Consider the following 25,758-nt stretch of genomic DNA (forward strand, 5'->3'; position numbering starts at 1 on the left):
CGCTGTCGGACCCTCCTGACAGACTGCAGGCATGACCGCCCTCGACCGCTTCAGCGCACCCACGCGCGCGTGGTTCGAGGCGTCGTTCGCCCGCCCGACCCCGGCCCAGGAGGGCGCGTGGGAGGCCATCGCCGCCCGCAAGCACGCCCTCGTCGTGGCCCCCACCGGCAGCGGCAAGACGCTCAGCGCGTTCCTCCACGCCATCGACCGCCTGCTGAGCAGCGAGCGGCCAGACGACAAGTCACGGCGCACCCGCGTCCTTTACATCTCTCCGCTGAAGGCGCTCGGCGTGGACGTCGAGCGCAACCTCCGCGCCCCGCTGACCGGCATCCGAAACACCGCCGAGCGGCTCGAGGCGACGGTCCCCGAGGTCACCGTCGGGCTGCGGTCGGGCGACACCAGCCCCGCGGACCGTCGCAAGCTCGGCACCACGCCGCCCGACATCCTGATCACCACCCCCGAGTCGCTGTTCCTGATGCTCACCAGCCAGGCGCGAGAGACGCTGCGCGGCGTCGACACGGTGATCATCGACGAGGTGCACGCGGTGGCCGGCACCAAGCGCGGCGCTCACCTCGGTCTCAGCCTCGAGCGCCTCGACGCCCTCCTCGACGAGCCGGCGCAGCGCATCGGCCTGAGCGCGACCGTCCGTCCGCTCGAGGAGGTGGCGCGCTTCCTCGGGGGCACCCAGCCCGTCGAGATCGTCTCGCCGCCCAGCACCAAGGAGTGGGACCTGCGGGTGGTGGTGCCGGTCGAGGACATGACGATGCCCGAGGAGTACGACGAGGAGTCGGGCGACCCGGGCCGGTCGACGAGCATCTGGCCCCACGTCGAGGAGCACGTCGTCGACCTCGTCGAGCAGCACCGCTCCACCATCGTCTTCGCCAACTCCCGCCGACTGGCCGAGCGGCTCACCGCCCGGCTCAACGAGATCGCCGCGGAGCGGGCCGAGCGAGCGGCCGTCGCGGCGGACGGTGCCGAGGGTCCCGCTCCACGACCGGCCGACGGCGGGAGCAGGACGCCGGCGCAGGTCATGGCCCAGTCCGGGCAGAGCTCCGGTGCCGACACCATCATCGCCAAGGCCCACCACGGCTCGGTCTCGAAGGAGCAGCGGGCGATCATCGAGGACGACCTCAAGCGCGGCCGCCTTCCCTGCGTCGTGGCCACCAGCAGCCTCGAGCTCGGCATCGACATGGGCTCGGTCGACCTCGTCATCCAGATCGAGTCCCCGCCCAGCGTGGCGAGCGCTCTCCAGCGGGTGGGCCGCGCCGGTCACCAGGTCGGTGAGACCAGCCGCGGCGTGCTGTTCCCCAAGCACCGCGGCGACCTCGCCCAGACCGCCGTCGCGGTCGCCCGGATGCGCAGCGGCGCCATCGAGAAGATGTCGGTGCCGGCCAACCCGCTCGACGTCCTGGCCCAGCAGGTCGTCGCCGCGCTCGCGATGGACGAGTGGCAGGTCGACGAGCTGTTCGCGCTCGTCGTGCGCGCCGCGTCGTACTCCCAGCTGCCCCGGTCGGCCTTCGACGCCACCCTCGACCTGCTGAGTGGCCGCTATCCCAGCGACGAGTTCGCCGAGCTCCGTCCCCGCATCGTGTGGGACCGCGTCACCGGCACGCTGAGCGGGCGCCCCGGCGCCCAGCGCCTCGCCGTGACCAGCGGCGGCACCATCCCCGACCGCGGCCTCTTCGGCGTCTTCCTGGTGGGGGAGAAGGCGAGCCGCGTCGGCGAGCTCGACGAGGAGATGGTCTACGAGTCGCGCGTCGGCGACATCTTCGCCCTCGGCGCCACCAGCTGGCGCATCGAGGACATCACCCACGACCGCGTGCTCGTCACGCCGGCTCCGGGCATCCCCGGGCGACTGCCGTTCTGGAAGGGCGACGCCCTCGGCCGGCCCGCCGAGCTGGGCGCGGCCGTCGGCGCGTTCACCCGCGAGGTGGCCGCCATGGGCGAGGCCAAGGCGATCGCCGGCGTCCGTGAGCGCGGCCTCGACGCCAACGCGGCGACCAATCTCGTCACCTACCTCGCCGAGCAGCGCGAGGCGACCCAGGTCGTCCCCAGCGACGTCCAGATCGTGGTGGAGCGGTTCCGTGACGAGCTCGGCGACTGGCGCCTGGTCGTCCACTCCCCCTACGGCACGCCCGTCCACGCTCCGTGGGCCCTCGCGATCAACGCGCGGCTGCGCGAGCGCTTCGACGTCGACGGCCAGGCCGTGGCCTCCGACGACGGCATCGTGATCCGCATCCCCGACACCGACGCGGAGCCGCCGACCGGCGAGATCATCGTCTTCGAGCCCGAGGAGATCGACCAGCTCGTCACGCAGGAGGTGGGCGGGTCGGCCCTGTTCGCGAGCCGCTTCCGCGAGTGCGCCGCCCGTGCCCTGCTGCTGCCGCGCCGCGACCCCGGCCGACGCAGCCCGCTGTGGCAGCAGCGCCAGCGCAGCGCCCAGCTGCTCGAGGTCGCCTCGAAGTATCCCTCCTTCCCGATCGTGCTCGAGGCGGTGCGCGAGTGCCTCCAGGACGTCTACGACCTCCCGGCGCTGGTCGCGCTGCTCGGCCGCGTCCAGCGTCGCGAGATCACGGTCGTCGACGTGGCGACCACCTCGCCCAGCCCGTTCGCGCGCAGCCTGCTGTTCGGCTACGTCGCTCAGTTCGTCTACGAGGGCGACTCACCCATCGCCGAGCGGCGCGCGGCCGCGCTGTCCCTTGACCAGGGCCTGCTCGCCGAGCTGCTCGGTCGCGCCGAGCTGCGCGAGCTGCTCGACCCGGAGGTGCTCGCCGAGGTCGAGGCGGAGCTCCAGTGGCTCGCGCCCGACCGCCGCGCCCGCGACGCCGAGGCGGTCGCCGACCTGCTGCGCCTGGTCGGCCCCCTCTCTCCCGCCGAGATCCGGGACCGCGCGGTCGAGGGAGCCGACGTCGACGGCTGGCTGGCGTCGCTGGCCGACGTACGCCGCGTGGTCGAGGTCCGGATGGCCGGCGAGGACCGTTGGACGGCCATCGAGGACATCGGCCGGCTCCGCGACGGCCTCGGCGTGCCGGTGCCGGTCGGGACCCCCGACGCGTTCCTCGAGCTCCCCGAGGACCCTCTCGGCGACCTCGTCTCCCGCTACGCCCGCAGCCACGGCCCGTTCACCACCGCGGAGGTCGCCGCCCGGCTCGGGCTCGGCGAGGCGGTGGCACGCCAGACCCTCCAGCGGCTGGCCCACCGGGGCCGGGTGCTCGAGGGCGAGTTCCGCCCCTCCGGCGCCGGCTCGGAGTGGTGCGACGCCGAGGTGCTGCGCAAACTGCGCCGCCGCTCGCTGGCGCGGCTGCGGCAGGAGATCGAGCCGGTCGGCCAGGACGCCGTCGCCCGCTTCCTTCCCGCCTGGCAGCGCGTCGGCGGTGCCCTGCGCGGACTCGACGGCGTGATCGCCGCAATCGACCAGCTCGCCGGCTGCCCGGTCCCCGCGAGCGCGCTCGAGCCACTGGTGCTCGCAGGCCGGGTCCGTGACTACGAGCCCGCCATGCTCGACGAGCTGACGGCCTCCGGGGAGGTGATCTGGGCGGGACACTCGCCACTGCCCGGCAGCGACGGCTGGGTCAGCCTCCACCTCGCCGACCAGGCTCACCTCACGCTGCCCGAGCTCGAGGGCGACGAGCCGACCGGCGTCCAGCGCGCCGTGCTCGACGCCCTCGACCCGGGTGGAGCGTGGTTCTTCCGCCAGCTCGCCGACCGCGTCGGCTCCACGAGCGACGCCGAGCTCAGCGCCGCACTCTGGGAGCTGGTGTGGCGCGGGCTCGTCACCAACGACACGCTCGCCCCCCTCCGCGCGCTGGTGCGCAGCGGCACGCCGTCGCACCGCGCCCGCCGTACGCCGCCGCGGCTGGGCCGCGCGGGCGGTGGCCGGATGCCGGTGCGCACCGGACCCCCGGAGACCGCCGGCCGCTGGGCGCTGCTCCCGGCTCGCGACGAGGACCCCACCCGGCGCGCGCATGCGCGAGCCGAGCACCTGCTCGAGCGCCACGGGGTGGTGACCCGCGGCGCCGTGATGAGCGAGCGGGTCGCCGGCGGGTTCGCCGGGGTCTACAAGGTGCTCAGCGCCTTCGAGGACACCGGCCGCTGCCGACGCGGCTACTTCATCGAGGGACTGGGCGCCGCGCAGTTCGGCAGTGCCGGCGCGATCGACCGGCTGCGCACGTTCGCCGAGCCCGCCGGCTCCCAGGCGGGCGGCAAGCCGGCCGTGGTCGCCCTGGCCGCGACCGACCCGGCCAACGTCTTCGGCGCCGCCCTCCCCTGGCCCGAAGCCGACGAGGAGCGCTCGGGACACCGGCCCGGGCGCAAGGCCGGCGCGCTGGTGGTCACCGTCGACGGCGCCCTGACCGTCTACGTCGAGCGCGGTGGACGCACGCTGCTGACGTGGAGCGACGACGAGGACGTGCTGACCCCGGCGATGGCGGCGCTGGCCGACGCAGCCCGGCGCGGCGCCCTGGGGCGCCTCACCGTCGAGAAGGCCGACGGCCAGGCGTTGATCGGCGGCGGTGGCGACACCCCCATCCGGCAGGCGCTGTCCGCGGCCGGGTTCGTGGCGACGCCCAAGGGGCTGAGGCTGCGTGCCTGAGGGCGACACCGTCTACCGAGCCGCGGCCAGGCTCGACGGTGCGTTGAGCGGACAGCGGCTCACGCTCACCGACTTCCGGGTGCCCGCCTTCGCCACGGTCGACCTCAGCGGCGGCACCGTCGTACGGTCCTTCTCGCGCGGCAAGCACATCCTGACCCGCATCGAGCACGAGCAGGCCTGGACCCTGCACACGCACCTCAAGATGGAGGGCTCCTGGCACGTCTACCGCGAGCGCGAGCGGTGGCGCCGCCCCGACGTCCAGGTGCGCATCGTCCTGGGCGTCGCCGGTCGCCGGGCGGTGGGGTTCCAGCTCGGCGTCGTCGAGCTCGTGCCGCGCCAGGCGGAGGCCGAGCTGGTGGCGCACCTGGGTCCCGACCTGCTCGGCCCGGACTGGGACGAGGAGCGGGCTCTGGCCAACCTCCGCGCTCAGCCGCAGCGCCCGATCGGGCAGGCCCTGCTCGACCAGCGCAACCTCGCCGGGATCGGCAACATGTACATGGCCGAGCTGTGCTTTATCATGGGGGTCCACCCCGCGACCGCGGTCGCCGACGTCGCCCAGCTGGCCCGCCTCGTGCGGCGCGGCAAGCAGATGCTCGAGGTCAACAAGGAGCGGGCGGTGCAGTCGACCACCGGCAACCTGCGCGAGCGCGAGCGGATGTGGGTCTACCGCCGAGACCGGTCGCCCTGCCGGCGCTGCGGCACGCCGATCGCGGTGACGATGCTGGGCGAGGCCGGCCGCGAGCGGGCGGCGTACTGGTGTCCGAGCTGCCAGCCGGTGTAGGGGCGGGGTTCAGGCGGCGGAGGCGACCACGTCGCCGGCCGGACGGGCTGCCGTGATCGGCGTGCTCGCGAGCTGCGCCATCTCCTCGATGGCCACGGCGTCGGCGACGTCCCGCAGCACGTCGGACAGCGGCAGGTCCATCGCCTGGCACAGCGACGCCAGGAGCTCCGAGGACGCCTCCTTCTGCCCGCGCTCGATCTCGGAGATGTAACCCAGGCTCACCCGCGCCTCGGCCGACAGCTCCCGCAGGGTCATCCCCCGCTGCATCCGCGCACCGCGCAGCACGTCACCGAGCAGTCGTCGGAAGAGCACCATGCGCGAGTCCTTGCTCTGGTCGAGTGGAGGTCGTCTGCTGCAACGCTACCCGAGGCGGGGTTCTTCCCAAGCCAGGATCCCGTCCAGCAGCGTCAGCACGGCGTCGCACGCGGCTTCCCGGACGGCCTGACGGTCCCCAGCGAGGGCGAGCAGCCGGGTCTCGACGTGGCCCGGGCCGGCCACCGCGACCCAGACCGTGCCGACCGGCCGGCCCTCCTGCTCGCCCGGCCCGGCCACCCCCGTCGTGGCCAGCGCCCAGTCCGCAGAGATCCGGGCACGAGCGCCCTGGGCCATCGCGACCGCACACTCCTCGGAGATCACGCCGTGTCGCTGGACCAGCTCCGCCGAGACGTCCAGCACCGAGACCTTCACCCGCGTCGCGTAGGACACCACGCCTCCCGCGAAGCTGCGCGAGGCCCCGGGCACGTCGGTCAGGCCGGCGGCCAGCAGTCCGCCGGTCAGCGACTCGGCGGTCGCGAGCGTCTGGCCGCGGCGCGCGAGAACGTCGAGCACCCGCGCCGCCACCACCCGGCCGGCCTCTGTGGTCACGTCGGCGAGACTAGCCCCATGGCTCTCCCCATCGAGGACTACGCCCTCATCGGTGACCGCGGCAGCGCCGCCCTCGTCGGGAAGGACGGGTCGATCGACTGGCTGTGCCTGCCCCGCTTCGACTCCCCCGCCTGCTTCGCGGCACTGCTCGGCACCGAGGAGCACGGCCGGTGGCTGCTCGCGCCCGCCGGCGACGTGGTGTCGACGACCCGGCGGTACGTCGACGGCACCGCGCTGCTCGAGACGACGTTCACCACCGCCGAGGGCGAGGTGGTGCTGCTCGACGTGATGCCGACCGGCGACGGCCGCGCCGACGTCGTACGCCGCCTGCGGTGCACGAGCGGCCGGGTGCGGATCCGGCACGACTGGGTCGTGCGCACGGACTACGGGAAGGTGCGGCCGTGGGTGAGCCGCGAGCGGGCGCACGGCAACGAGGTGGTCGTCGCGGTCGCCGGCCCCGACAAGTTCGTGCTGCGCGGCCCGCGCCTGCCGCACGGCCACGAGGGCCACCACACCGACGAGTTCGAGCTGGCCGCCGGCGACGAGGTCACCTTCTCGACCACCTGGGTCCACTCGTGGCGGGAGGTCCCCGAGCCGCTGGGTTTCGGCCAGCGGATCGAGGAGACGACGGCACAGCAGCGCGAGTGGTCGGGACGCGCGCCCGATGCGGTGCCCCACGCGGACCTGGTGCGGCGCAGCCTGCTGACGCTGATGCTGATGACGCACGCCGAGACCGGCGGCATCGTCGCAGCCCCGACGACGTCGCTGCCCGAGCACTTCGGCGGGGAGCGCAACTGGGACTACCGCTTCTGCTGGCTGCGCGACGCAGCTCTCACCCTCGAGTCCCTGCTGGGCGCCGGCTACGACGCCGAGGCCCTGCAGTGGCGCGGCTGGCTGCTGCGCGCCGTCGCCGGGGACCCAGCGGACCTGCAGATCATGTACACCGTCGACGGCGGTCGCCAGCTCCCCGAGCGGGAGCTGCCCCACCTGCCCGGCTACGCCGAGAGCCGCCCGGTCCGCATCGGCAACGGCGCGGTCTCGCAGCGGCAGAACGACGTCCTGGGCGAGGTGATGATCGCCCTGGAGCTGGCGCGCCAAGCCGGCCTCCACGAGACGACGAACTCCTGGGCGCTGCAGCGCGCCCTCGTGGAGGAGCTCGGCGAGCACTGGGACGAGCCGGACAACGGCCTGTGGGAGATCCGCGGACCTCAGCGTCACTTCACCCACTCGCGGGTCATGGTGTGGGTGGCCTTCGACCGAGGGGTGCGCGCGATCGAGGACCACGGGCTCGACGGACCGCTCGAGCGCTGGCGCGAGCTGCGCGACCGGGTGCGCGCGGAGATCCTCGACAAGGGCTTCGACGCAGCGCGCGGCACGTTCACCCAGCACTACGACACCCGCGAGGTGGACGCATCGCTGCTGACGATCCCACTGGTGGGGTTCCTGCCCGGCGACGACCCGCGCGTGCTCGGCACGATCGACGCGGTCGTGGAGGACCTGATGCGCGACGGCCTGCTGCTGCGCTACCGCACGCAGACCGGTGTGGACGGCCTCGCCGGCGACGAGCACCCGTTCCTGGCCTGCTCGTTCTGGCTGGTGTCCGCCCTCGCCGCCGCCGGCCGCCGAGCGGAGGCGGAGGCGCTGATGGACCGCCTGTGCGCGCTCGCCAACGACGTCGGACTGCTGGCGGAGGAGTACGACGCCGCGCACGGCCGGATGGCCGGCAACTTCCCCCAGGCGTTCAGCCACCTCGCCCTCGTGCAAGCGGCCCTCGCCCTGCGGTGAGCAGGACGAGGGCCGCGAGCGGGAGGCAGGTCAGCGCTTGATCTTGAGCTTGACCACCATCGTGTCCCGCGCAACCGCGTCGTCGCCGAGGTAGCGCACGGTCACCTTCTTGGTTCCCGGACGGTTGAAGGCGGGCAGCACGACCTTCGCGCGGCCCTTCTTCACCTTGAACCGGTGCACCTCGTCCGAGCCCTTGACCCGGACCTTGATCCAGCCCGTGGCCTGGTGGCCGGCAGCCTTCACCTTGACCGTGAACCGGACCTTCTCACCGGCCTTCTGCTGGATGCCGACCGCCTTCAGCGTCGGCTCCGCCTTCTCCGGCTCGGGAGCAGGCGTGGGCGTCGGGTTCGGCGTCGGGTTCGGGGTCGGGTTCGGCGTCGGGTTCGGGTTCGGGTTGGGGTCAGGGTCCGGCGTGGTCGTCCCGGCCCGCACGGGCAGCGTGACCCGCGTACCCGACGGAGCAGCCACGAGCTCCACCGTGGCGCCGGTGGGTGCCCCGGCCGGGACCGTCAGGTCGACCTGCGCCACCCCCGCGGTCACAGGGAAGGTCCCGATCGCCGTACGGGTGCCGCCGGTGACCAGCGTCGCCGTGACGGTGGTGTTGGCGGGGCTGCCGAGCGAGGTGAGGTCGAGCGTCGTGCCCGTGATGGGCGCCGGGCCGCCGTTGGGGACGCCCAGCTGGAACGACGCAGCCTGGCCGGCGACCAGCTCGGTCGGGAGGTCCTCGGTGAACACCTGCTGGCGGGCGAAGTCCGGCTTCAGGCCGGGGTTGGCCGCCAGGTAGTCGCGGAACGCCTGGATGTCCAGCAGCCCGGTGTCGACGTAGGTGCCCTTGGTGAAGGCGCGGAAGTTGTCGCTGCCCTGGGCGAGGAACGACAGGGTAGAGACGGTGTACGTCCGGGCCGGGTCGAGCACCTCGCCGTTGATGCGGACCGAGGTGATGCGCTGCCCGGCCGGCCGGGAGTCGTCCGCGGTCACCTCGACGTTGTCCGACAGCCCGAGCTGCAGGTACGGGCGGCTGGGGACCGTGCCGTCGGCGTTGGTCTGCCACTGCTGCTCGAGGACCTCCTTGAGGTCGGCGCCCTTGAGCTGGACCAGCGCAAGCGTGTTGTTGAAGGTGAGGACGGCGTTGGCCTCGGCGAAGGTCACGACCCCGTCGGTGTTCTTCGGGTTGCTGGTCGTGTCGCCCTTGTAGAGCAGCTCGGCGCGGAGCCCGCCGGGGTTGGTGAGGCCGAGGTCGGGCTGCGCGAACTTCGTGGCGGCGTCGCGCAGCGCGTTGGCCACCGCGTCGCCGAGCGTCGACTCGGCGGCCCGGTCGTCGCGGGCACCGTTGTTGTGGGCGGTGGTGATGTCGGCGGCGATGGTGCCGACCGGCTCGTTGCCCACGCGGGCCGCCTCGGCCAGCGCGGCGTCGGTGATCCGCTTGACCTCCGCCACCCGTGGGAAGGACAGGTCCTCGGTCGCGGCACGCTTGACGTTGGCCTGCTGGTACGACTGCACGTCGCCAGTGACCGGGTCGACGGTCAGCTCGACCTGCCCCACGAACTCGCCGTAGCTGCCGGTCTGCAGGATCGGGCGGGTCCGATTTGCGTCACCGGGGACCGGGGCGTCCCACGCGTACTGCTTGTGCGTGTGGCCGGTGAAGATCACGTCGACGTCGACCGAGGTGTCGGTGACGATGTCGGCGAACACCTTGCCCTCGGCGACCTCCTCCTCGAGGGTGGAGCCGTCGGGCACACCGGCGCCCGCGCCCTCGTGGTACTCGGCCACGATCACGTCGGCCTCGCCGTTGGCGGCGTTGCCGTCGCTCAGCTGCTCGGCCACTCGGTTGACCGCCTCGACGGGATCACCGAACTCGATGGTGGCGACTCCCCCGGCGGAGACCAGGGCGGGCGTCTCCTCGGTGACGGCTCCGATCACGGCGACGTCGACGCCGCCGACGGTGAACAGGGCGTACTCGTCGAGCGCGGGCGTGGTGGTGCCCTTCTCGTAGACGTTGGCGCCGAGGTAGTCCCAGTCGGCGGCCGGCTCGACGCGGTCGGTGAGGTCAGCGAGGCCCTGGTCGAACTCGTGGTTGCCCACGGCCGAGGCCTGCAGGCCGAGCGCGTTCAGCACATCGATCGTCGGCTGGTCCTTCGCGAGGGACGAGGCGAACAGCGAGGCACCGATGTTGTCGCCGGCGGAGAGGAACAGCGTGTTCGGGTTCTGCGCGCGCAGCTGCTCCACCGTGGTGGCGAACGTGGTGGTGTTCGCGTCGATGCGACCGTGGAAGTCGTTGATGTTCAGCAGCTGGATGTCGACGGGCGCGGTGACCTCGCCGGTGTCGAGACCGACGACGGCCGGGTTGTGGTCGGAGGCCGCGAACGGGCCGTCGGAGTAGAGGTCCGTGCCGACGTAGTTGTGGCGCGAGTACTGGTAGAAGACCGACTCGTTGGCGTTGGCCTCCCAGATGTCGACGCCCGTCACCATCTCGGCGGCGGCGGGGCTGGCGAGCACGTGGTCGAGCGAGCCCGACTTGCCCTGGAAGCTGTACGACCTGGCGTCGGGGTCGACGGTCGAGGCGAGCACCTCGTAGTCGGCGTCGTTGAGGATCTGGATCGGGTCCTCCATCGTGTAGGCGTTGAAGTCACCGGTGAGGAAGATCCGATCGGTGCCTCGGGCCTGGCCGAAGGACTCGGCGAACTGGGCGAGGGCCGCTGCCTGCAGCTCACGCCGGTCGTTGGCGTTGCCCTGTCCGTCGGGGTCCGGCGTGCCGGAGCCCTTGGACTTGAAGTGGTTCACGATCACCGCGAACGCGTCGGCGTCGGGTGCGCCCTTGGCCTTGAACGCCTGCGCGAAGGGCTCGCGGGCGTCGCTGAACGCGGCTGAACCGATCAGGATCTGCGCGGCGCCCACGGTCTCGACCGTGGCGGGGTTGTAGATGATCCCGTTGCGGATGACGTCCTCCTCGCTGGCCGGCGGCAGCGCGGCCGGGGACGGGACGTACGTCCAGCGGGCGGTGGGACCGCCGGCCTTCGCGTTCAGCGCCGCGACGAGCGCACCGACGGCCTCGTCGCGGTCACCTCCGTCGACCACGCGGGAGTTCTCGATCTCCTCCAGGGAGACGATGTCGGCGTCCATCGTGTCGATCGCGTTGACGATCTTGGCCTGCTGCCGCTCGAAGTCGGCCCGGTCCCAGGCGCCGCGCGGGTCGCAGCCGCCGCTGACGGCGACCGGGTCGCCGGTGCGGTCCTTGTAGGACTGGCAGCCGCTCGTCTGGGAGCCGAGGGTGGTGAAGTAGTTGAGCACGTTGAAGGTCGCCAGCTTGACGTCGCCGCCGACCTCGGCGGGCGCCGCGGGCCGGTTCTGCTCGAACGTGACCAGCCCGGTGGGGCGTCCGGTGACGACGCCGGCGGGCTGGAGCTTCCAGCCGAACCGGTAGTCGAGCACGACCGGGGCGTCGAAGGTGACGCCGGCACCGACGCGGACGTAGTGGTCCTTCGTCAGGTAGGGCACCGGCTCGTTCTGCGCGGAGGCGTCGTTCGAGGTGTTCCAGTACGTCTTGCTGGAGCCGTCGTCGAGCACGACTCGGCGGGCGTTGTTGTACGCCGTGAGGTCGGCGATCGCCTCGGTGTCCTGGGCGTCCACGAGGTCGGTCGGCGTGTAGAGCGGCACGTCGGAGTTGGCGGCGATGCCGATCTCACCGAAGAAGTTGTTCGACGTCGACGGGAAGGCCGAGAAGTCGTACACGTCGGTGACGGTGAAGTCGCCGGTCGGGGCGAACGCCTCGCCCTCGCTCTTCTCGAGCGCCGCGTCGAGCTGGGCGCCGGTCGGGCAGTTGCCGAGCTCGCAGTCGGTGCCCGGGACGACCGTCTTCGGCACCACGGTGCCGAGGGAGGTGGTGAGCACCTCGATGCTGCTGGAGGTGACCTGCGTCTGGCTGCCGAACTCGCCGGCCGTTCCGGTCACCTTCACCGACGCGCCGCGGACCACGCCGGCCGGGAAGCCGCCCGGGGCGTAGACGAAGATGCCGTCCGAGGCGTCCGGGGTGGTGTCGGGCCCCGGGGTCTGGATGTAGAAGCCGTTGTAGCCGCCGGTCGGGTACGCCGCGGTGACGACACCCTGCGTCGTGACGACCTGGTTGGCGTACGCCGTGGTGGCTCCGGTGCCCTGCACCTGGGCGATCGTGAGCTCCTGACCGGGCTGGGGCTCCTCGGGCTCCTCCGGCTCCTCCGGCCCCGAGCCGGACGTCGAGTTCTGCGGCGCCGGCGCGCCGACCGTGAAGTCCACCGAGTTGTCGTCGGTGTCCGTGCGCGCGGCGTCGCGGCTCGCCGAGGTGCTGTTGGTCAGGGCCGACGCCGCCGTGCCCTCGCGACGCGTCGCAGTGCCGAAGCCCACGAGGTCGACGACGACCGAACCGCGCCGCAGCTCGACCGAGCCGTTGCTGGCGCTCATGTTCAGGGTCCCGGTCAGGTCGGGGGTCGGCAGGGCGGGCGCGGCGGTGTTGGCCCCGGCCGCCTGCTGGACGAGGAAGTGGCCCTTGGCGGGGATCGACCCGGTCAGCGCGGTCGTACCGCCGGTGTTGCCGTTCGCGGCGAAGTACTCCACGGTGTGGCCGGTCAGGCTGATCGCGCTGTCCGTCGGGTTGTAGAGCTCGATGAAGTCGTTGCGGTACGGCGCACCGGAGTTGCCGCCGCCGCCGAAGACCTCGCTGACGACGAGGCCCGTGCCGGCCGGGTCGGCCGAGGCCGGCGCGAAGGAGCCCGCGGCCAGCGCCAGCGAGCCGGCGAGGAGGGAGATCCCTGTGACGGCAGCTACCGGCCGGCGTAGGGACGAGGGACGAGAAGGCATGGAGAGAAGACCCCCAGGTTGAGTGGACTGTCCCGAGACGGCCCCCGTCGGGGGCCAGGGTCAGTCAGTCGTCTCCACGTGTCCCATGCATGAACTCCGTCTGTCGTCGCGTCGACCCCGGCGCGGCGTGACGTCCACAAACTCCGACGGTGCGCTGTGGACGCCGAGAGGCCCGGTCATCGCGGACGATGACCGGGCCTCCGGTCGTGCTGGCCGAGAGCGGTGCACTCGGCCGTGCGGTCGTGCTGGTGCAGCTCAGCTCACCTGCGGCGCACCTTGATCTCGACGACCTTGCGCACCCGCTCGAGTGCGTCGGTGCCGTTGAAGGTGACCTTGGCGTTGTAGGTGCGCGCCTTGCGGAACGCGCGCAGCTTCACCTTGGCGACACCGTCCTTGACCTTCGCGCGGTAGGTCTTGCCGGACACCCGGACCTTGACCCACCCGTTGACATCGGCCACGTGGGCGGCCTTGACCTTGACGCGCAGGCGCACCTTGGTCTTGCCGACCTTCGCCTTGCCGGCCTTCGGGAACGCGCGCACGCTCACCCGCGGCTCGCCCTTGACCACGGCGCGCGCGATGGTGGTGCCGCTGGGCTGCGCCACGATCTGCAGCTCCTTGCCGGCGCGGACAGTGAACGCCACGTCGCTCTTGCCGGCCACGACCCGGGTGCTCCCGAAGACCTTCTTCGACCCGTCGGGACGCACCTTGACCAGGTCGAGCTTGGTGTTGGCGGGGATGCCGAGCGAGGTGATGTCGAGCTTGTCGAAGCTGATCTTGGCCTTCTCGCCGGCGACGTAGCTGCTCTTCAGCCCGGTCGCGAACACCTGGCGCTTCACCGCGGAGGGGGACTTCACCTGGCCGTTGCGGAAGAAGGAGTCGATCCACAGGTCGCGGTCCACGGCGCCCGTGTCGATCGCCTTGCCCTCCCGGAACGCGGTGAAGTTGTCGCCGCCCTGGGCGAGGAAGCTGAAGGTCGACACGGTGTAGGTCTTGGCCGGCTCGACCAGCTGGCCATCGACGGTGATCGACACGACCCTGTCACCCAGCGGGCGGGTCGCGTCGAGGACGGCCTGCACGTTCTTCGAGACACCGAGGTGCAGGAACGGGTTGCTCGAGGTCGACGGCTGCCACTGTTGCTCGAAGATCTTCTTCAGCGTCGCGCCGGTCACGTCGACGTAGCTGACGTTGTTGACGAACGGCAGGACCGCGTTGGCCTCCTCGAACGTCACCACGCCGTCGGCGTTCTCCGGGCTGGTGCTGAGGTCGCCCTTGTGGAGCAGGTCGGCCCGGAGCCCGCCCGGGTTGGTGATGCCGATGGTCGGGGTCTTCGCGACGGCGGGGATCTTGACGTCGCGAAGGGCGTCGGCCACGAGGTTGCCGATGGTCGACTCCGCCTTGCGGTCCTCCTGGACCCCGGCCGCGACCGGGTCGGAGTCGGCTCGCGTGATGTCCGCCGAGATGGTGCCGACGGCGCGGTCGCCGACGACGTTCGCGGCAGCGAGCGCGGCGGTGACGATCGAGTCGACGGCGGCCACCCGCGGCAGGGTCGTGTCGGCCGCGCCCGCCCGCGGGACGAGGGTCGCGCTGACCGAACCGACGGTGTTGGCGTCGGTGTCGATGGTCATCGACACCTTGCCGAGGGCGGCTCCGTAGGGGTCGGTCTGCACGACCGGACGCGAGCCGCTGTAGGCGTAGGGCTGGTGGGTGTGCCCGTTGTAGATCACGTCCACGGCGGCGGCCGTGTCCTGCGTGAGGTGGCGGAACACCGCGGACGCCGCCTCCTGCTGGGCCTGGGTGGCGGCGCTCTGCGCCTGCGGGGCGCCCTCGTGGTAGTTGGCGATCGTGGCGTCGCAGTCGACGCCGGCCGACTGCAGCCGCGCCACCTCCTGGTTGACCGCGGTCACCGGGTCGGTGAACTGGAGGCCGGTGATGCCGCCGGGCGAGACCAGCGACGGCGTCTCCTGGGTCACGGCCCCGATGACGCACACGTTCGCTGCGCCGAGCGCCACCTGCGTCGAGGCGGGCAGGACCGGGTTGCCGGCCGCGTCGAGCACGTTGGCGCCGAGGTAGGGGAAGCTCGCCTGCGGATACGCAGTCCCGTCGGGGGCGGTGGAACCGCCGTCGACGACGTGCGACTTGAACCAGGGCCACCCCTTGTCGAACTCGTGGTTGCCCACGACGCTCACGTCGAGGTCCAGAGCGTTGAGGACGTCGATGGTCGGCTTGTCGTCGTTGAACGCCGACGCGAAGAGCGAGGCACCGATGTTGTCACCGGCCGAGAGCACCATCGTGCTCGCGTCCCGGTTCTGCTCGATGGTGGTGGCCCACTTCGTGGTGTTGTTGTCGATGCGGCCGTGGAAGTCGTTGAAGTTCAAGATCGTGACGGGGACGGCTGCGGCGGTCGCCGGAGCGGCGGTCGCCACGATCGCGAGGGGTGCTGCGAGCAGCCCCGTCAGCGTGGTCGCAAGGGTGAGCCTGCGACCGGTTCGTGATGCTGGCACGAGTGGGCCTTTCCTTGAATGGCGTGAATCGGGTCACCTTAACCCGGCTCGGGTGGACGTTCGGTGGTCCTCCTCCCGGCACGGCGAGGAGGGCCGAGACGGCCCGGCTGACCGGCTGGCCGGCCGGGCCGAATCGTGGGGATCGGTGCGGCGCGTGGGCGCCGGGTCAGCGCCGGCGCACCTTGATGGTGGTGCGGAGCCTGTCGCCCTTGGTCCTCGAGTCGCCGGCGTAGGCGACGGCGACCTTGCGGACGCCCGGCTTCTTGAACGGCCTCACCTTGATGGCCGCCTTGCCCGCGCGGAGCGTGGCCCGATAGGTCTTCTTGCCGATCGTCACAGTCACCTTGCCGCGAGGGGTGACCCCCTTCGCCGACACCGTCACCCTGACCGTTGCTCGCCTGCCGGTGACGACCGGCGTCGGCTTGACCTTCGCCCGGACCGTCGACACGGCCTTCGTGACCCGGACCCGCACCGTGCCGGTCGCCGCCTTGTGGGCGGCGTCGCCCGAGTAGGCGAGGGTCAGCGCGTGGGTGCCGACCGGCAGCGACCGCTTGGGGAGCCGCACGGTGCCGCGGCCCGACGCGAGCCTGGCCGTACCGAGCACGGTCGAGCCCCGCGACACCGTGACGGTGCCGGACGCGGTCTCCGGGGCCACCCGGACCGAGATGCGGGCCTTGGAGCCGTACGCGACCGAGCGGGCCGTGCCGCTCACGGATGCCGCGATCGGAGCGACCGGCGTGGTTTGCCGCAGACCGAGGATCACCGGGTCGTGGTCGGAGGACCGGTAGGGACCCGGGGCGTGGAAGTCGGTCGCGTGGTAGTTCCACCGGCTGTACTCCAGGGCGAGGGACTCGCCCGCGTTGATGTTCCAGATGTCCGTGCCGGTGCTCCTCTTCAGCGCGGGACCGTTCACCAGGATGTGGTCGAGCGAGCCGGAGAGGCCGGAGAACGAGTACGAGAACTCGCCGTTGTCGAAGTGACGCTCGACGTTGGTGAAGCCGGCGTCGTAGAGGACCCGCAGCGGGTCCTCCATGGTGTAGGAGTTGAAGTCGCCGCCGAGGACGACGGACTGCACACCGGTCTCGGCCTGCAGGCCCGCGACCCAGTCGCGCAGGGCGGTCGCCTGGAGTACGCGGGAGCCGGTGGACGCGCCCTGCCCGTCACCGGTGTCGGCGTCGCCGGGTTGCGGACCGGCAGAGCCCTTGGACTTGAAGTGGTTGACGACGAACAGGAACGGCTCGCCGCCCGCGTCGGCCCTGAACACCTGCCCGAGCGGCTCGCGGGCGTTGTCGAAGGCCTCGCCGGCGTCGCTCAGGGTGCCGAGCGCACGGGACTGGCCCACGCGGTCGACGCTGGCGGGCTTGTAGATGATGGCGCTGGTGATGACGTCCATCCCACCGTCGGGCAGCTCGGTCGAGGACGGGTTGGCCGCCCACGTGCCGGCACCCGCGTCGGCGTTGAGTGCCGCCACGAGGCTGTCGGTGGCCTCGTCGGGCGTCTCGCCGAGGGTCCGCGAGTTCTCGATCTCCATGAGGCCGACGACGTCGGCATCGAGCCGGTTGATCGCGGACACGATCTTGGACTGCTGGCGCTGGAAGTCCTGCGGGTCCCACGCGCCGCGCTGCTCGCAGCCTCCGTTGACCGTGGCGCCGTCGCCGGCCCGGTCCCGGAACGGGGTGCAGCCGCCGTCGCCGACGTTGTCGTCGTCGGCGTCGCCCAGGGTGGTGAAGTAGTTGAGCACGTTGAACGAGGCGACCTTGAGGTCGGCAGTGCCGGTCTCGTTGATGAGGGCCTCGTCGGGCGCGGCGGTGCGGGTGTCCTCGAAGGTGGCCGGACTGTTCGCGTTGTCGGGACCCGTCACGGTCGCCAGCGGCTGGAACCGGTAGGTCGGCGCGCTCGGCGATCCGCCCTGGGTGAAGATCACGTCGTCGACGAACGTGGCTCGTGCGCCGACGCGCACGGGCTGCGTGGTGGAGACGTAGGGCGGCGTGAGGTGGCCGTTGAGCAGGCAGCCGGACGGCTGCGGGCTGCACTGGGCGGTGTTGCCGGTGAGGAGGAAGTTGGTCGACGCCCCGTCGTCCAGGACGATGGAACGGGCGGCGTTGTCGGCCTCCACGGCGCTGGCCGCGGCCGGGCCGGGCAGCTCGACCTCGGTGCGCTGGATGAGCGGCCTGTCGCCCGCTGCCAGCCCGACCTCACCGAAGTTGTTGGTCGAGAAGGTGTTGGTGACGGTGAAGGCGCCCGTCGGGCGGTAGCGCATCCCCTCGAGGGACTCCTTCTCGGCGGCGGTCCGCGGCCACGTCGCCGTGGTCGTCGTGACCACCGGCGGGACGTCCTGGTCCACGACGGTGATGTCGGCGGGCTGCGCCTGCACCTGCGTGGCGCCGGCGAACTCGGTGACCTGCCCGCGCACCTCGACGTACGAGCCCGGGGACGCGGTGACGGTGCCACTGGCCTGGCGCACGAAGAGGCCGTCGGAGGCGGTGTGGGTCGCGAGGTCGATGTCGGCCGCGCCGGAGCCCGGCGTCTGGATGTTGAAGCCGAAGAAACCGCCCTGGGGGTAGACGGACGTGACGATGCCGCGGGTGGTGACCGTGGTGCCGACGAGGGGCGACGTGGGGCCGGTGCCCTGGACCTCGTCGATCGCCAGCACTCCGGCGGGGTTGACCACGATGTCGAACGTGGTGCTGCCCTGGGCGTCGTCCGCGTCGGTGGCGGTGACCGTCACCTCGTGGACACCGGGGGTCGTCGGCGTGCCGGTGATCTCGCCAGTGTTCTCGCCGGTGGTCGAGGTGGTGGTCGCGATCGAGAGCCCGGCGGGCAGACCGGTGGCTGTCCACTCGTAGGGGCTGGTGCCACCGGTGGCGGTGACCGTGACGGGGGTGACGGGCAGCCCGACGGTCGCGGTCTGGTCGGGCACGGTCGCGACGCGGGGCCCGGACGGTGTCGCGGTGCCGGAGCCCTGCGGCGTGGGCGTGCCTTCGGCGAAGTCGTCGGCGTTGTCGTCGGTGTCGGCGCCTGTCGAGCTGCGTGCCGCAGAGGTCGTGCTGGTGAGGGCGACGCCGGTGTTGGCCGTCTCGAACGAGGTCGGCGTCGTGCCGTAGCCGACCATGTCGACCAGGTTCGACGGCGGTGGGGTCGCAGCGTCCGCCGCGAGGTCGCCGACCGCGGTGATGGCCGTGGTGTCGTCGGCCAGCAGGACGGCGCCGTTGCTCCCGGACATCAGGATGGTCCCGGTCGCGTCCGGGGTGGGCAGGGGCTCGCCCACAGCGGCCTGCGACGCCTGCTGGACGAGGTAGTGGCCGCCCGCCGGGACCGATCCCGAGAGGGGGGTCAGCTGCGCCGAGGTGCCGGTGGCACTGCGGTACTGCACGGACCAGCCGTCGACGCTGATCGGCGACGAGGTCGGGTTGTGGAGCTCGACGAAGTCGTGCGTGAACGAGGCACCGCCATTGCCGCCGGCGCCGTAGACCTCGCTGATGACGAGGTCGGTGCCTGCTGGATCGGCAGCTGCTGCGAGGGGGGTGAGTCCGGCCGTCAGGAGGGCCAGGCCCGCTCCTGCCGCGAGGTGGCGCGGCGAGGGAAGCGCGGGTGTGCGCATGTGTGCTCCGAGAGTTCGGGTGGATGTGACCTAGGCATCATCACCCACGCCACCGACAACGCACACTCGCGCCACGGCTAGGCCGCTCGGGTCCCCCGCTGCCGGCGTACCTCGCGGACGAACTCCCAGCCGGACCACAGCGTCATCGCCACGGCCCCGGCCAGCAGCGCCTGGCCGAGGTAGAACAGCACCTCGCCGGTGGGGCCGGGCCAGAAGTCGAAGGCCCCGCCGTGCGCGTCGCCGTGCGGCAGCGGCCAGATCAGTCCGGACAGGGCGACCGCCTGCAGGACCGTCTTGATCTTGCCGCTCTGCGCCGCCGGGATCACCACCGACTTCAGGACCGAGAGCCGCAAGAGGGTCACGCTCCACTCGCGCAGCAGGACGACGATCGTCACCCACCACCAGATGTCGCCGACGATCGAGAGGCCGATGAAGGCCATGCCCGTGATCGCCTTGTCGGCGATGGGGTCGGCGATCTTGCCGAAGTCGGTGACCAGCCCGTGCTTGCGGGCCAGGTCGCCGTCGACCTTGTCGGTGATCATGGCCACCGCGAAGATCGCGAAGGCCACCCATCGCCACGTCGCCGAGTCTCCTCCGTCGTGCAGCAGCGCCCACCCGAAGAAGGGCACCATCGCGATGCGGAGGGTGGTAAGGACGTTGGCGATGTTGAGGTTCGACACCTCGCGCTGCTGGGTCGTCATCGGCCGTCTCCGTTCACTCGCGCGACCAGGTCCACCCCGTCGGTACCCACCACGGTGGCGCTCAGCACGTCGCCGACCCGCGCGGTGCCGGCGCCGGTGAGCGAGGTCGTCCCGTCCACCTCGGGTCCCTGGTGCGCAGCCCGGCCCTCGACGACGTCCCCGTCGACGTGCTCCACGAGGACCACGACCTCCTCGCCGATCCGCTCCTCGGCGCGCTGGGCGTTGAGCTCCTCGACGAGGGCGGTGACGTGCTCGGTGCGGGCGCGGATCTCGTCCTCGTCCAGCTTGAGGTCGTCGGCGAACGAGGCGGCCTCGGTGCCGTCCTCGTCGGAGTAGCCGAACACGCCGGTGACGTCCATCCGCGCCGCGACGAGGAAGTCGCACAGGACCTGCAGGTCCTCCTCGGTCTCGCCGGGGAAGCCGACGATGACGTTGGACCGTACGCCGGCGAGTGGGGCGAGCGACCGGATCCGGTCGAGCAGCCCGAGGAAGGACTCGGGGTCGCCGAAGCGGCGCATCCGGCGCAGCACCGGCCCGCTCGCGTGCTGGAAGGACAGGTCGAAGTAGGGCACCACGCCGGGCGTGTCCGCGATCGCCTCGATGAGGCCCGGCCGGGTCTCGGCGGGCTGGAGGTAGGAGACGCGCACGCGCTCGACGCCGTCGATCCCCGCCAGCTCGGGCAGCAGCGTCTCGAGCAGACGCAGGTCGCCGAGGTCCTTGCCGTACGACGTGGAGTTCTCGCTGACGAGGAAGAGCTCCTTGACGCCCTGCGCGGCGAGCCACTGACCCTCCTGCAGCACGTCGCTGGGACGGCGGCTGACGAAGGAGCCGCGGAAGCTGGGGATGGCGCAGAACGAGCAGCGCCGGTCGCAGCCGCTGGCCAGCTTGAGCGGTGCCATCGGTCCGGAGTCGAGGCGACGGCGTACGGCGCGGGGACCCGTCACGGGCGCTCCGGCGCCGATGTCGCTCAGGTCGGCCTGGTGGCCGGGCACCGAGATGGTCGAGGCGTCGCGCTCGAGCGGCGAGATCGGCAGCAGCCGGCGCCGGTCGGACGGCGTGTGGGGGTGGTGGGTCTCCCCCGCCACGATCGCGCGCAGTCGCGCGGCGATGTCGGGGTAGTCGTCGAAGCCGAGCACCGCGTCGGCCTCGGGCAGTGACTCCGCGAGGTCCTTGCCGTACCTCTCGGCCAGGCAGCCGACGGCCACGACGGCCTGCGCCCGCCCACCGTGCCCCGCCGACGCCTTGAGGTCCGCCGCCTCGAGCAGGGTGTCGACGGAGTCCTTCTTGGCGGCCTCGACGAAGCCGCACGTGTTGACCACGACGGTGTCGGCGTCCTCCGGGTCCTCGACGAGCACGAAGCCGCCGGACTCCAGCCGGCCGGCCAGCTCCTCGGAGTCGACCTCGTTGCGGGCGCACCCGAGGGTCACGACCGCGACGTTCAACGGGGTCGGGGCAAGCTCTGTGTCAGTCGTCATCGCACGGTGAGTATGCCCGTTGTGACCGCGGCGAGCAGCACCACCGCAGCGGTGAGGCGGCTCACCCGACCGAGCGGCGAGTGATCGGGCTCCCCGACCGCCGATCGGGGGGCAGGCGCGACCAGCCGCTCCGCGGGCTCAGTCGGCGACGAACGTGCCCTGACCGGCGACGCCCGGCTCGCCCACCGGCTTCGCCTCACCGCCGGCGAGGGACACCGTCACGGCGCCGTCCGTGGACGTCACCCGCACCGGAGGCGAGGCTTGCAGCTCGTGCGTCTGGCCGACCGCCAGGTTGCCCTTGAACGCGATCTCCCCGGCGCCGTCGCGCACGACGACCTGGGCACCGCCCGAGGCGGCCGTGACGACGACCGGGACGGGGTCGGCGAGCGGCGCGTTGCCCGCGCCCTGCGGCCCGCCGGAGCCGTTGAGCACCGGGGTCGTCCCGCGCAGCTCGGGCGGCGTGTCCATCACCAGCCGGGCGATCGACCAGGCGAGCACCAGCGCCATCACGACGGCGACGAGCACCGACCAGTTCGGGCCGCCGCGCGTGCCGCGGATCGAGCCGTTGACGCCCGTCGCGAGCTCGGCCTCGAACACCCGGCGCGGGTTGATCGGCGCGTGGGCGTAGCGCTCGTCGTAGGAGGCGAGCAGCGGCGTCACGTCGATGCCGAGCACACGGGCGAGGGTGCGCAGGTGGCCGCGAGCGTAGAAGTCGCCGCCGCAGGGCTCGAAGTCGTCGACCTCCACCGCCTCGATCACGTGCGGCCGGATGCGGGTGCGCTCGGCCAGCTGGTCGACCGTCAGGCCCAGGCGCGTACGCGCCGCGGCCAGCTCGGGACCGATGACCGGGTCCTCCGCCGGCTCGACCTCGAAGTCGTCGATGACCAGCGGCTCGACCGGCTCGCCGGGACGCGCGATCGCGCGGACCCGGTCGCCCCACGACTGGGTCTCCTCGACCAGGCTGACCCGGCCGGGGCGGCGCAGCTCGCGGCCTTCCAGCTCGTCCTCGTCGAGGTCGACGACCTCGCGCCGGACCTCCGAGCGCCGGGCGATCCCCGTATCGCGCAGCGCTGCCGGGGTGGGGCTGGCGACCACGGGCACGTCGAGAGCCGCAGCCTCGGAGTCCTCGGAGTCCTCGGAGTCCTCGGTGTTCGCGTCGGCGACGTCCGTCCCGACGACGTGCGTGTCGTCGACGTCCGTGGCCTCGGCGTGCTCGATGTCGGGCTCGGCGGCCTCCGGGCCAGCGGAGCCCTCGAGCACGACGACCTGGTCGGCATCGTGGGCGACCCGCTCGAGCGCGGCGGTCAGGTCGCCGTCGGCGCCCACCACCCGGGTCGACAGGCCCAGCGGCACCGCGAACGGCGCGCCGTGCAGCATGCGGGACACCCGGGCGTGCCGCCTGCCCGCGCGGGTCAGCTCCGACTCGACCAGCTCGAGGTTGTGCGGCACCACGACTAGCCGGCCGTCGCGCAGGGCGCCCCGTCGCGGGGTGTGCTCGACGTGGCGCACCGCGCTCCACGGCAGGCCCCGCCACGTGCGGCCCAAGCGGATCCGGATGCCCTGCGCGTCGGCGACCAGCAGCGGCGTTCGCGCGTCGACGAGGCCGGCGAGCCAGTAGGCGCCGAGCAGCCCCATGACCGCCACGAACGCCCAGTCGAGCGCCGAGCCGCCCTGGGTCGCGCGCGCGAGGTAGGCGATGGCGACCGCAGACGCGGTGAGCCCGACCCCTGCGGCGACGGCAGCGCTGCGGCGTACCTCCAGCGCGTGGGGCGCGACGCCCAGGACGTCGGCGCGTCCTGACTCGGTGTCGTGGTGGCTCTCGGTCTCGTGCACTGCTGCGGCGCCCATCAGGCTCCCCCCTCCAACGTGGCGATCACGGAATCGAGCTCGTCGGGCTTGACCAGCACGTCTCGGGCCTTTGAGCCCTCGCTGGGCCCGACGACCCCGCGGCTCTCCATGATGTCCATGAGCCGCCCCGCCTTGGCGAAGCCGACCCGCAGCTTGCGCTGCAACATCGACGTGGACCCGAACTGGGTGGAGACGACCAGCTCGATGGCCTGCACCACGAGCTCCATGTCGTCACCGATGTCGTCGTCGAGGTCGCGCTTGGACTCCTTGGGAGCGGTGACGTCCTCGACGTAGGTGGGCTCGAGCTGGCTCTTGCAGTGGGCGACCACCTGGTGGATCTCCGCCTCGGTCACCCAGGAGCCCTGGACGCGCACCGGCTTGGAGGCGCCCATCGGCAGGAAGAGACCGTCACCCTGACCGACGAGCTTCTCCGCTCCGGGCTGGTCGAGGATGACCCGGCTGTCGCCCAGCGAGCTCGTGGCGAAGGCCAGGCGCGAGGGGACGTTGGCCTTGATGAGACCGGTGACGACGTCCACCGAGGGGCGCTGCGTGGCGAGCACCAGGTGGATGCCGGCCGCGCGCGCCAGCTGCGTGATACGGACGACCGAGTCCTCGACGTCGCGCGGCGCGACCATCATCAGGTCGGCGAGCTCGTCGACGATGACCAGCAGGTAGGGGTAGGGCGTGAGGGTGCGCTCGCTGCCCGCGGGAACCTCGACCTTCCCGGCCCGAACGGCCTTGTTGAAGTCGTCGATGTGACGGAACCCGAAGTTGGCCAGGTCGTCGTAGCGCATGTCCATCTCGCGCACGACCCACGCCAGCGCCTCGGCGGCCTTCTTGGGGTTCGTGATGATCGGCGTGATGAGGTGCGGGACGCCCTCGTAGGCGTTGAGCTCGACGCGCTTGGGGTCGACCATGATCATCCGCACCTCGTCGGGCGTGGCCCGCATGAGGATCGAGGTGATCAGCGAGTTGATGAAGCTCGACTTCCCCGAACCGGTGGCGCCGGCGACCAGCAGGTGCGGCATCTTCGCCATGTTGGCGACGACGAACCCACCCTCGACGTCCTTGCCGAGCCCCGCGACCATCGGGTGCGGGTCCGAGCGGGCGGTGCCCGAGCGCAGCACGTCGCCGAGGGAGACGATCTCCTTGTCGGTGTTCGGGATCTCGATGCCGATGGCCGACTTGCCGGGGATCGGGCTGAGGATCCGTACGTCGGCCGAGGCGACCGCGTAGGCGATGTTTTTCGACAGCGCGGTGACCTTCTCGACCTTCACCGCGGGGCCGAGCTCGACCTCGTAGCGGGTGACCGTCGGACCGCGGGTGTAACCGGTGACGGTGGCGTCGATGCCGAACTCCTCCATCACCTGCATCAGTCGTTCGACCACGGCGTCGCTCGCCTTGGAGCGCGCCTTGTGCGGCGAGCCGGGCTTGAGCGAGGAGTTGTCGGGCAGCGAGTAGGTGATGTCGCCGGACAGCGCGAGCTGCTCCACCCGAGCCGGGAGCGGGGTGTGCGGCGGCGGCTCGAGGGCGCCGGCGTCGGGGTCCTTGGCGGAGGCACCGGCCGCCGCCGGAGACGCGCCGTCGGCGGGCGCCACCTCGGTGGGGGCGTCGGCGAACAGGTCGATCCCGTAGTCCTCGAACGGCTCGGCGGCGGCAGCGGCGTCCTTCTTGCGACGACGCTTCGTCAGCTCGCGGTCCGCCAGGACGGGGCTGTCGTAGGCGGGATCGCCCATCTCCGGGTCGATCTCGTCGTCGAGCATCGAGCGACGTCGGGTGCGCACCGGCTTGGTGGGCTCGTCGTCCGCGGCGGCGCCGTCGACGGGAGTGCGGCCCAGCGCCTTGTCGCGCAGCGCGGCGAGCTTCACGGGCACCTGGTAGACCGGCGTCGCGGTGATGATGAGGACGCCGAACACCGTCAGCAGCGCCAGCAGGGGCACCACGACGTACGACGTCTGCATGAGGTCGAGCAGCAGGCTCGAGGTCACGTAGCCGACCGCTCCCCCGGCCTCCTGCAGGTTGGTGGCGTCGCCGAGCACCGGCTGCGGGTTGCCGTTGGCGATGTGCACGATGCCGAGCAGCCCGAGGGCGAACGCGGCCCAGCCGATGACCTGGCGCCCGGCGGGACCGTTGCGCTCGGGGTCGCGCAGGGTGCGCCAGCCGGCGTAGACGAGGAACAGCGGGACCAGCCAACCGACCTTGCCGACGGCTCCGGCGGTCATCGAGCGCGCGAACTCCATCACCCCACCCGGCAGCTGCCACCACACCGCCGCGGCGACGACCGTGGCGAGGCCGAACAGGAACAGGCCGACCCCGTCGCGGCGGTGGTCGGGGTCGAGGTCGCGGGCCGACTGACCGATGGAGCGGGCGACGGCCCCCAGCGCGTGCGCGATGCCGAGCCAGACGGCGGCGACCCCGCGGCCGACGGCGCCGAACAGGCGCGAGACCGGTCCCGGGCCGTTGCGCACCGCACGGGGTGCGGGCCGCGAGGCTGGCGGGCGTCGGGACGCGCTCGAGCCGCTCCGGCCCTTCGCCGTGCCGGCGCGAGGTGCGGGACGCTTGCTGGTACTCCGTGATCGGGTGCTCGAACCCTTGGACCTGCTCTTGGTGCTGGACGTGCTCGAGCTCCGCGACCCCGGCGGGGAAGACGTACGGGTCGCCATGCTCCGACCCTACGGCCACGTCACACCAGCCACAGGGATCACACGGGTGCGTGTCGCCGCCGACGGGGCCGCGCGGCGGCTTCACCCACTAGGGCGCAAATGGCGCATTTGGTCTTCC

12 protein-coding genes are annotated in these 25,758 nt (G+C 72.2%); 3 read left to right on the plus strand and 9 right to left on the minus strand.

Going from position 1 to position 25,758, the window contains the following annotated elements; all coding sequences use genetic code 11:
• Positions 1 to 31 precede the first annotated feature (31 nt).
• Positions 32 to 4,591: an ATP-dependent helicase gene (locus J3P41_RS16220; protein WP_210651437.1), complete on the plus strand. Its 4,560-nt coding sequence runs from the start codon at positions 32 to 34 to the stop codon at positions 4,589 to 4,591.
• The gene (locus J3P41_RS16225; RefSeq protein ID WP_210651439.1) at positions 4,584 to 5,372 is read left to right on the plus strand and encodes an Fpg/Nei family DNA glycosylase; all 789 of its coding nucleotides are present in this window, start codon (positions 4,584 to 4,586) and stop codon (positions 5,370 to 5,372) included. Before J3P41_RS16220 ends, J3P41_RS16225 begins: the two co-directional genes overlap by 8 nt.
• Before the next feature lie 9 nt (positions 5,373 to 5,381).
• On the opposite strand, the gene J3P41_RS16230 is transcribed toward J3P41_RS16225, so the two are convergent.
• On the minus strand, positions 5,382 to 5,687 hold the full coding sequence (locus tag J3P41_RS16230; RefSeq protein WP_210651440.1) for a helix-turn-helix domain-containing protein: 306 nt from the start codon (positions 5,685 to 5,687) through the stop codon (positions 5,382 to 5,384).
• Between the two features lie 45 nt (positions 5,688 to 5,732).
• Positions 5,733 to 6,236: a CinA family protein gene (locus J3P41_RS16235; protein WP_307862037.1), complete on the minus strand. Its 504-nt coding sequence runs from the start codon at positions 6,234 to 6,236 to the stop codon at positions 5,733 to 5,735.
• Between the two features lie 18 nt (positions 6,237 to 6,254).
• Between J3P41_RS16235 and J3P41_RS16240 the strand changes: the two genes are divergently transcribed.
• Positions 6,255 to 8,021, plus strand: a complete 1,767-nt coding sequence (locus tag J3P41_RS16240) for a glycoside hydrolase family 15 protein (RefSeq protein WP_210651441.1) — start codon at positions 6,255 to 6,257, stop codon at positions 8,019 to 8,021.
• 30 nt (positions 8,022 to 8,051) lie between these two features.
• Here the strand turns inward: J3P41_RS16240 and J3P41_RS16245 are convergent, their stop codons facing one another.
• From J3P41_RS16245 to J3P41_RS16275, 7 genes are all read right to left on the minus strand, one after another.
• A complete protein-coding gene (locus tag J3P41_RS16245) occupies positions 8,052 to 12,851 on the minus strand; it encodes an ExeM/NucH family extracellular endonuclease (RefSeq protein WP_210651444.1) in 4,800 nt (1,599 codons plus the stop codon).
• Positions 12,852 to 13,111: 260 nt separating this feature from the next.
• On the minus strand, positions 13,112 to 15,352 hold the full coding sequence (locus J3P41_RS16250) for a bifunctional UDP-sugar hydrolase/5'-nucleotidase (RefSeq protein WP_210651445.1): 2,241 nt from the start codon (positions 15,350 to 15,352) through the stop codon (positions 13,112 to 13,114).
• A 166-nt stretch (positions 15,353 to 15,518) separates the two neighbouring features.
• Positions 15,519 to 18,953, minus strand: a complete 3,435-nt coding sequence (locus J3P41_RS16255) for an ExeM/NucH family extracellular endonuclease (RefSeq protein ID WP_210651448.1) — start codon at positions 18,951 to 18,953, stop codon at positions 15,519 to 15,521.
• 77 nt (positions 18,954 to 19,030) lie between these two features.
• Positions 19,031 to 19,654 carry a CDP-diacylglycerol--glycerol-3-phosphate 3-phosphatidyltransferase gene (gene pgsA, locus J3P41_RS16260; RefSeq protein ID WP_210651449.1) on the minus strand — a complete coding sequence of 208 codons (624 nt, stop codon included), beginning with the start codon at positions 19,652 to 19,654 and terminating at the stop codon, positions 19,031 to 19,033.
• Positions 19,651 to 21,096, minus strand: coding sequence for a 30S ribosomal protein S12 methylthiotransferase RimO (rimO, locus tag J3P41_RS16265; protein ID WP_210651758.1), 1,446 nt, complete (start codon positions 21,094 to 21,096; stop codon positions 19,651 to 19,653). Before rimO ends, pgsA begins: the two co-directional genes overlap by 4 nt.
• A 171-nt stretch (positions 21,097 to 21,267) precedes the next feature.
• Complete coding sequence (locus J3P41_RS16270) at positions 21,268 to 22,977, minus strand: helix-turn-helix domain-containing protein (RefSeq protein WP_210651454.1); 1,710 nt, start codon at positions 22,975 to 22,977, stop codon at positions 21,268 to 21,270.
• Positions 22,977 to 25,640 carry a DNA translocase FtsK gene (locus J3P41_RS16275; protein WP_210651455.1) on the minus strand — a complete coding sequence of 888 codons (2,664 nt, stop codon included), beginning with the start codon at positions 25,638 to 25,640 and terminating at the stop codon, positions 22,977 to 22,979. Before J3P41_RS16275 ends, J3P41_RS16270 begins: the two co-directional genes overlap by 1 nt.
• Positions 25,641 to 25,758: the final 118 nt, after the last annotated feature.

Source organism: Nocardioides sp. SYSU D00065 (assembly GCF_017916425.1).
Classification (GTDB): Bacteria; Actinomycetota; Actinomycetes; order Propionibacteriales; family Nocardioidaceae; genus Nocardioides.

Excerpts from the sequence above, each read along its gene's own strand:
- J3P41_RS16275 (WP_210651455.1), bottom strand. The coding sequence starts at position 25,640 with ATGGCGACCCGTACGTCTTCCCCGCCGGGGTCGCGGAGCTCGAGCACG.
- J3P41_RS16230 (WP_210651440.1), bottom strand. The coding sequence starts at position 5,687 with ATGGTGCTCTTCCGACGACTGCTCGGTGACGTGCTGCGCGGTGCGCGG.
- J3P41_RS16245 (WP_210651444.1), bottom strand. The coding sequence starts at position 12,851 with ATGCCTTCTCGTCCCTCGTCCCTACGCCGGCCGGTAGCTGCCGTCACA.
- pgsA (WP_210651449.1), bottom strand. The coding sequence starts at position 19,654 with ATGACGACCCAGCAGCGCGAGGTGTCGAACCTCAACATCGCCAACGTC.
- J3P41_RS16240 (WP_210651441.1), top strand. The coding sequence starts at position 6,255 with ATGGCTCTCCCCATCGAGGACTACGCCCTCATCGGTGACCGCGGCAGC.
- J3P41_RS16255 (WP_210651448.1), bottom strand. The coding sequence starts at position 18,953 with ATGCGCACACCCGCGCTTCCCTCGCCGCGCCACCTCGCGGCAGGAGCG.
- J3P41_RS16220 (WP_210651437.1), top strand. The coding sequence starts at position 32 with ATGACCGCCCTCGACCGCTTCAGCGCACCCACGCGCGCGTGGTTCGAG.
- J3P41_RS16270 (WP_210651454.1), bottom strand. The coding sequence starts at position 22,977 with ATGGGCGCCGCAGCAGTGCACGAGACCGAGAGCCACCACGACACCGAG.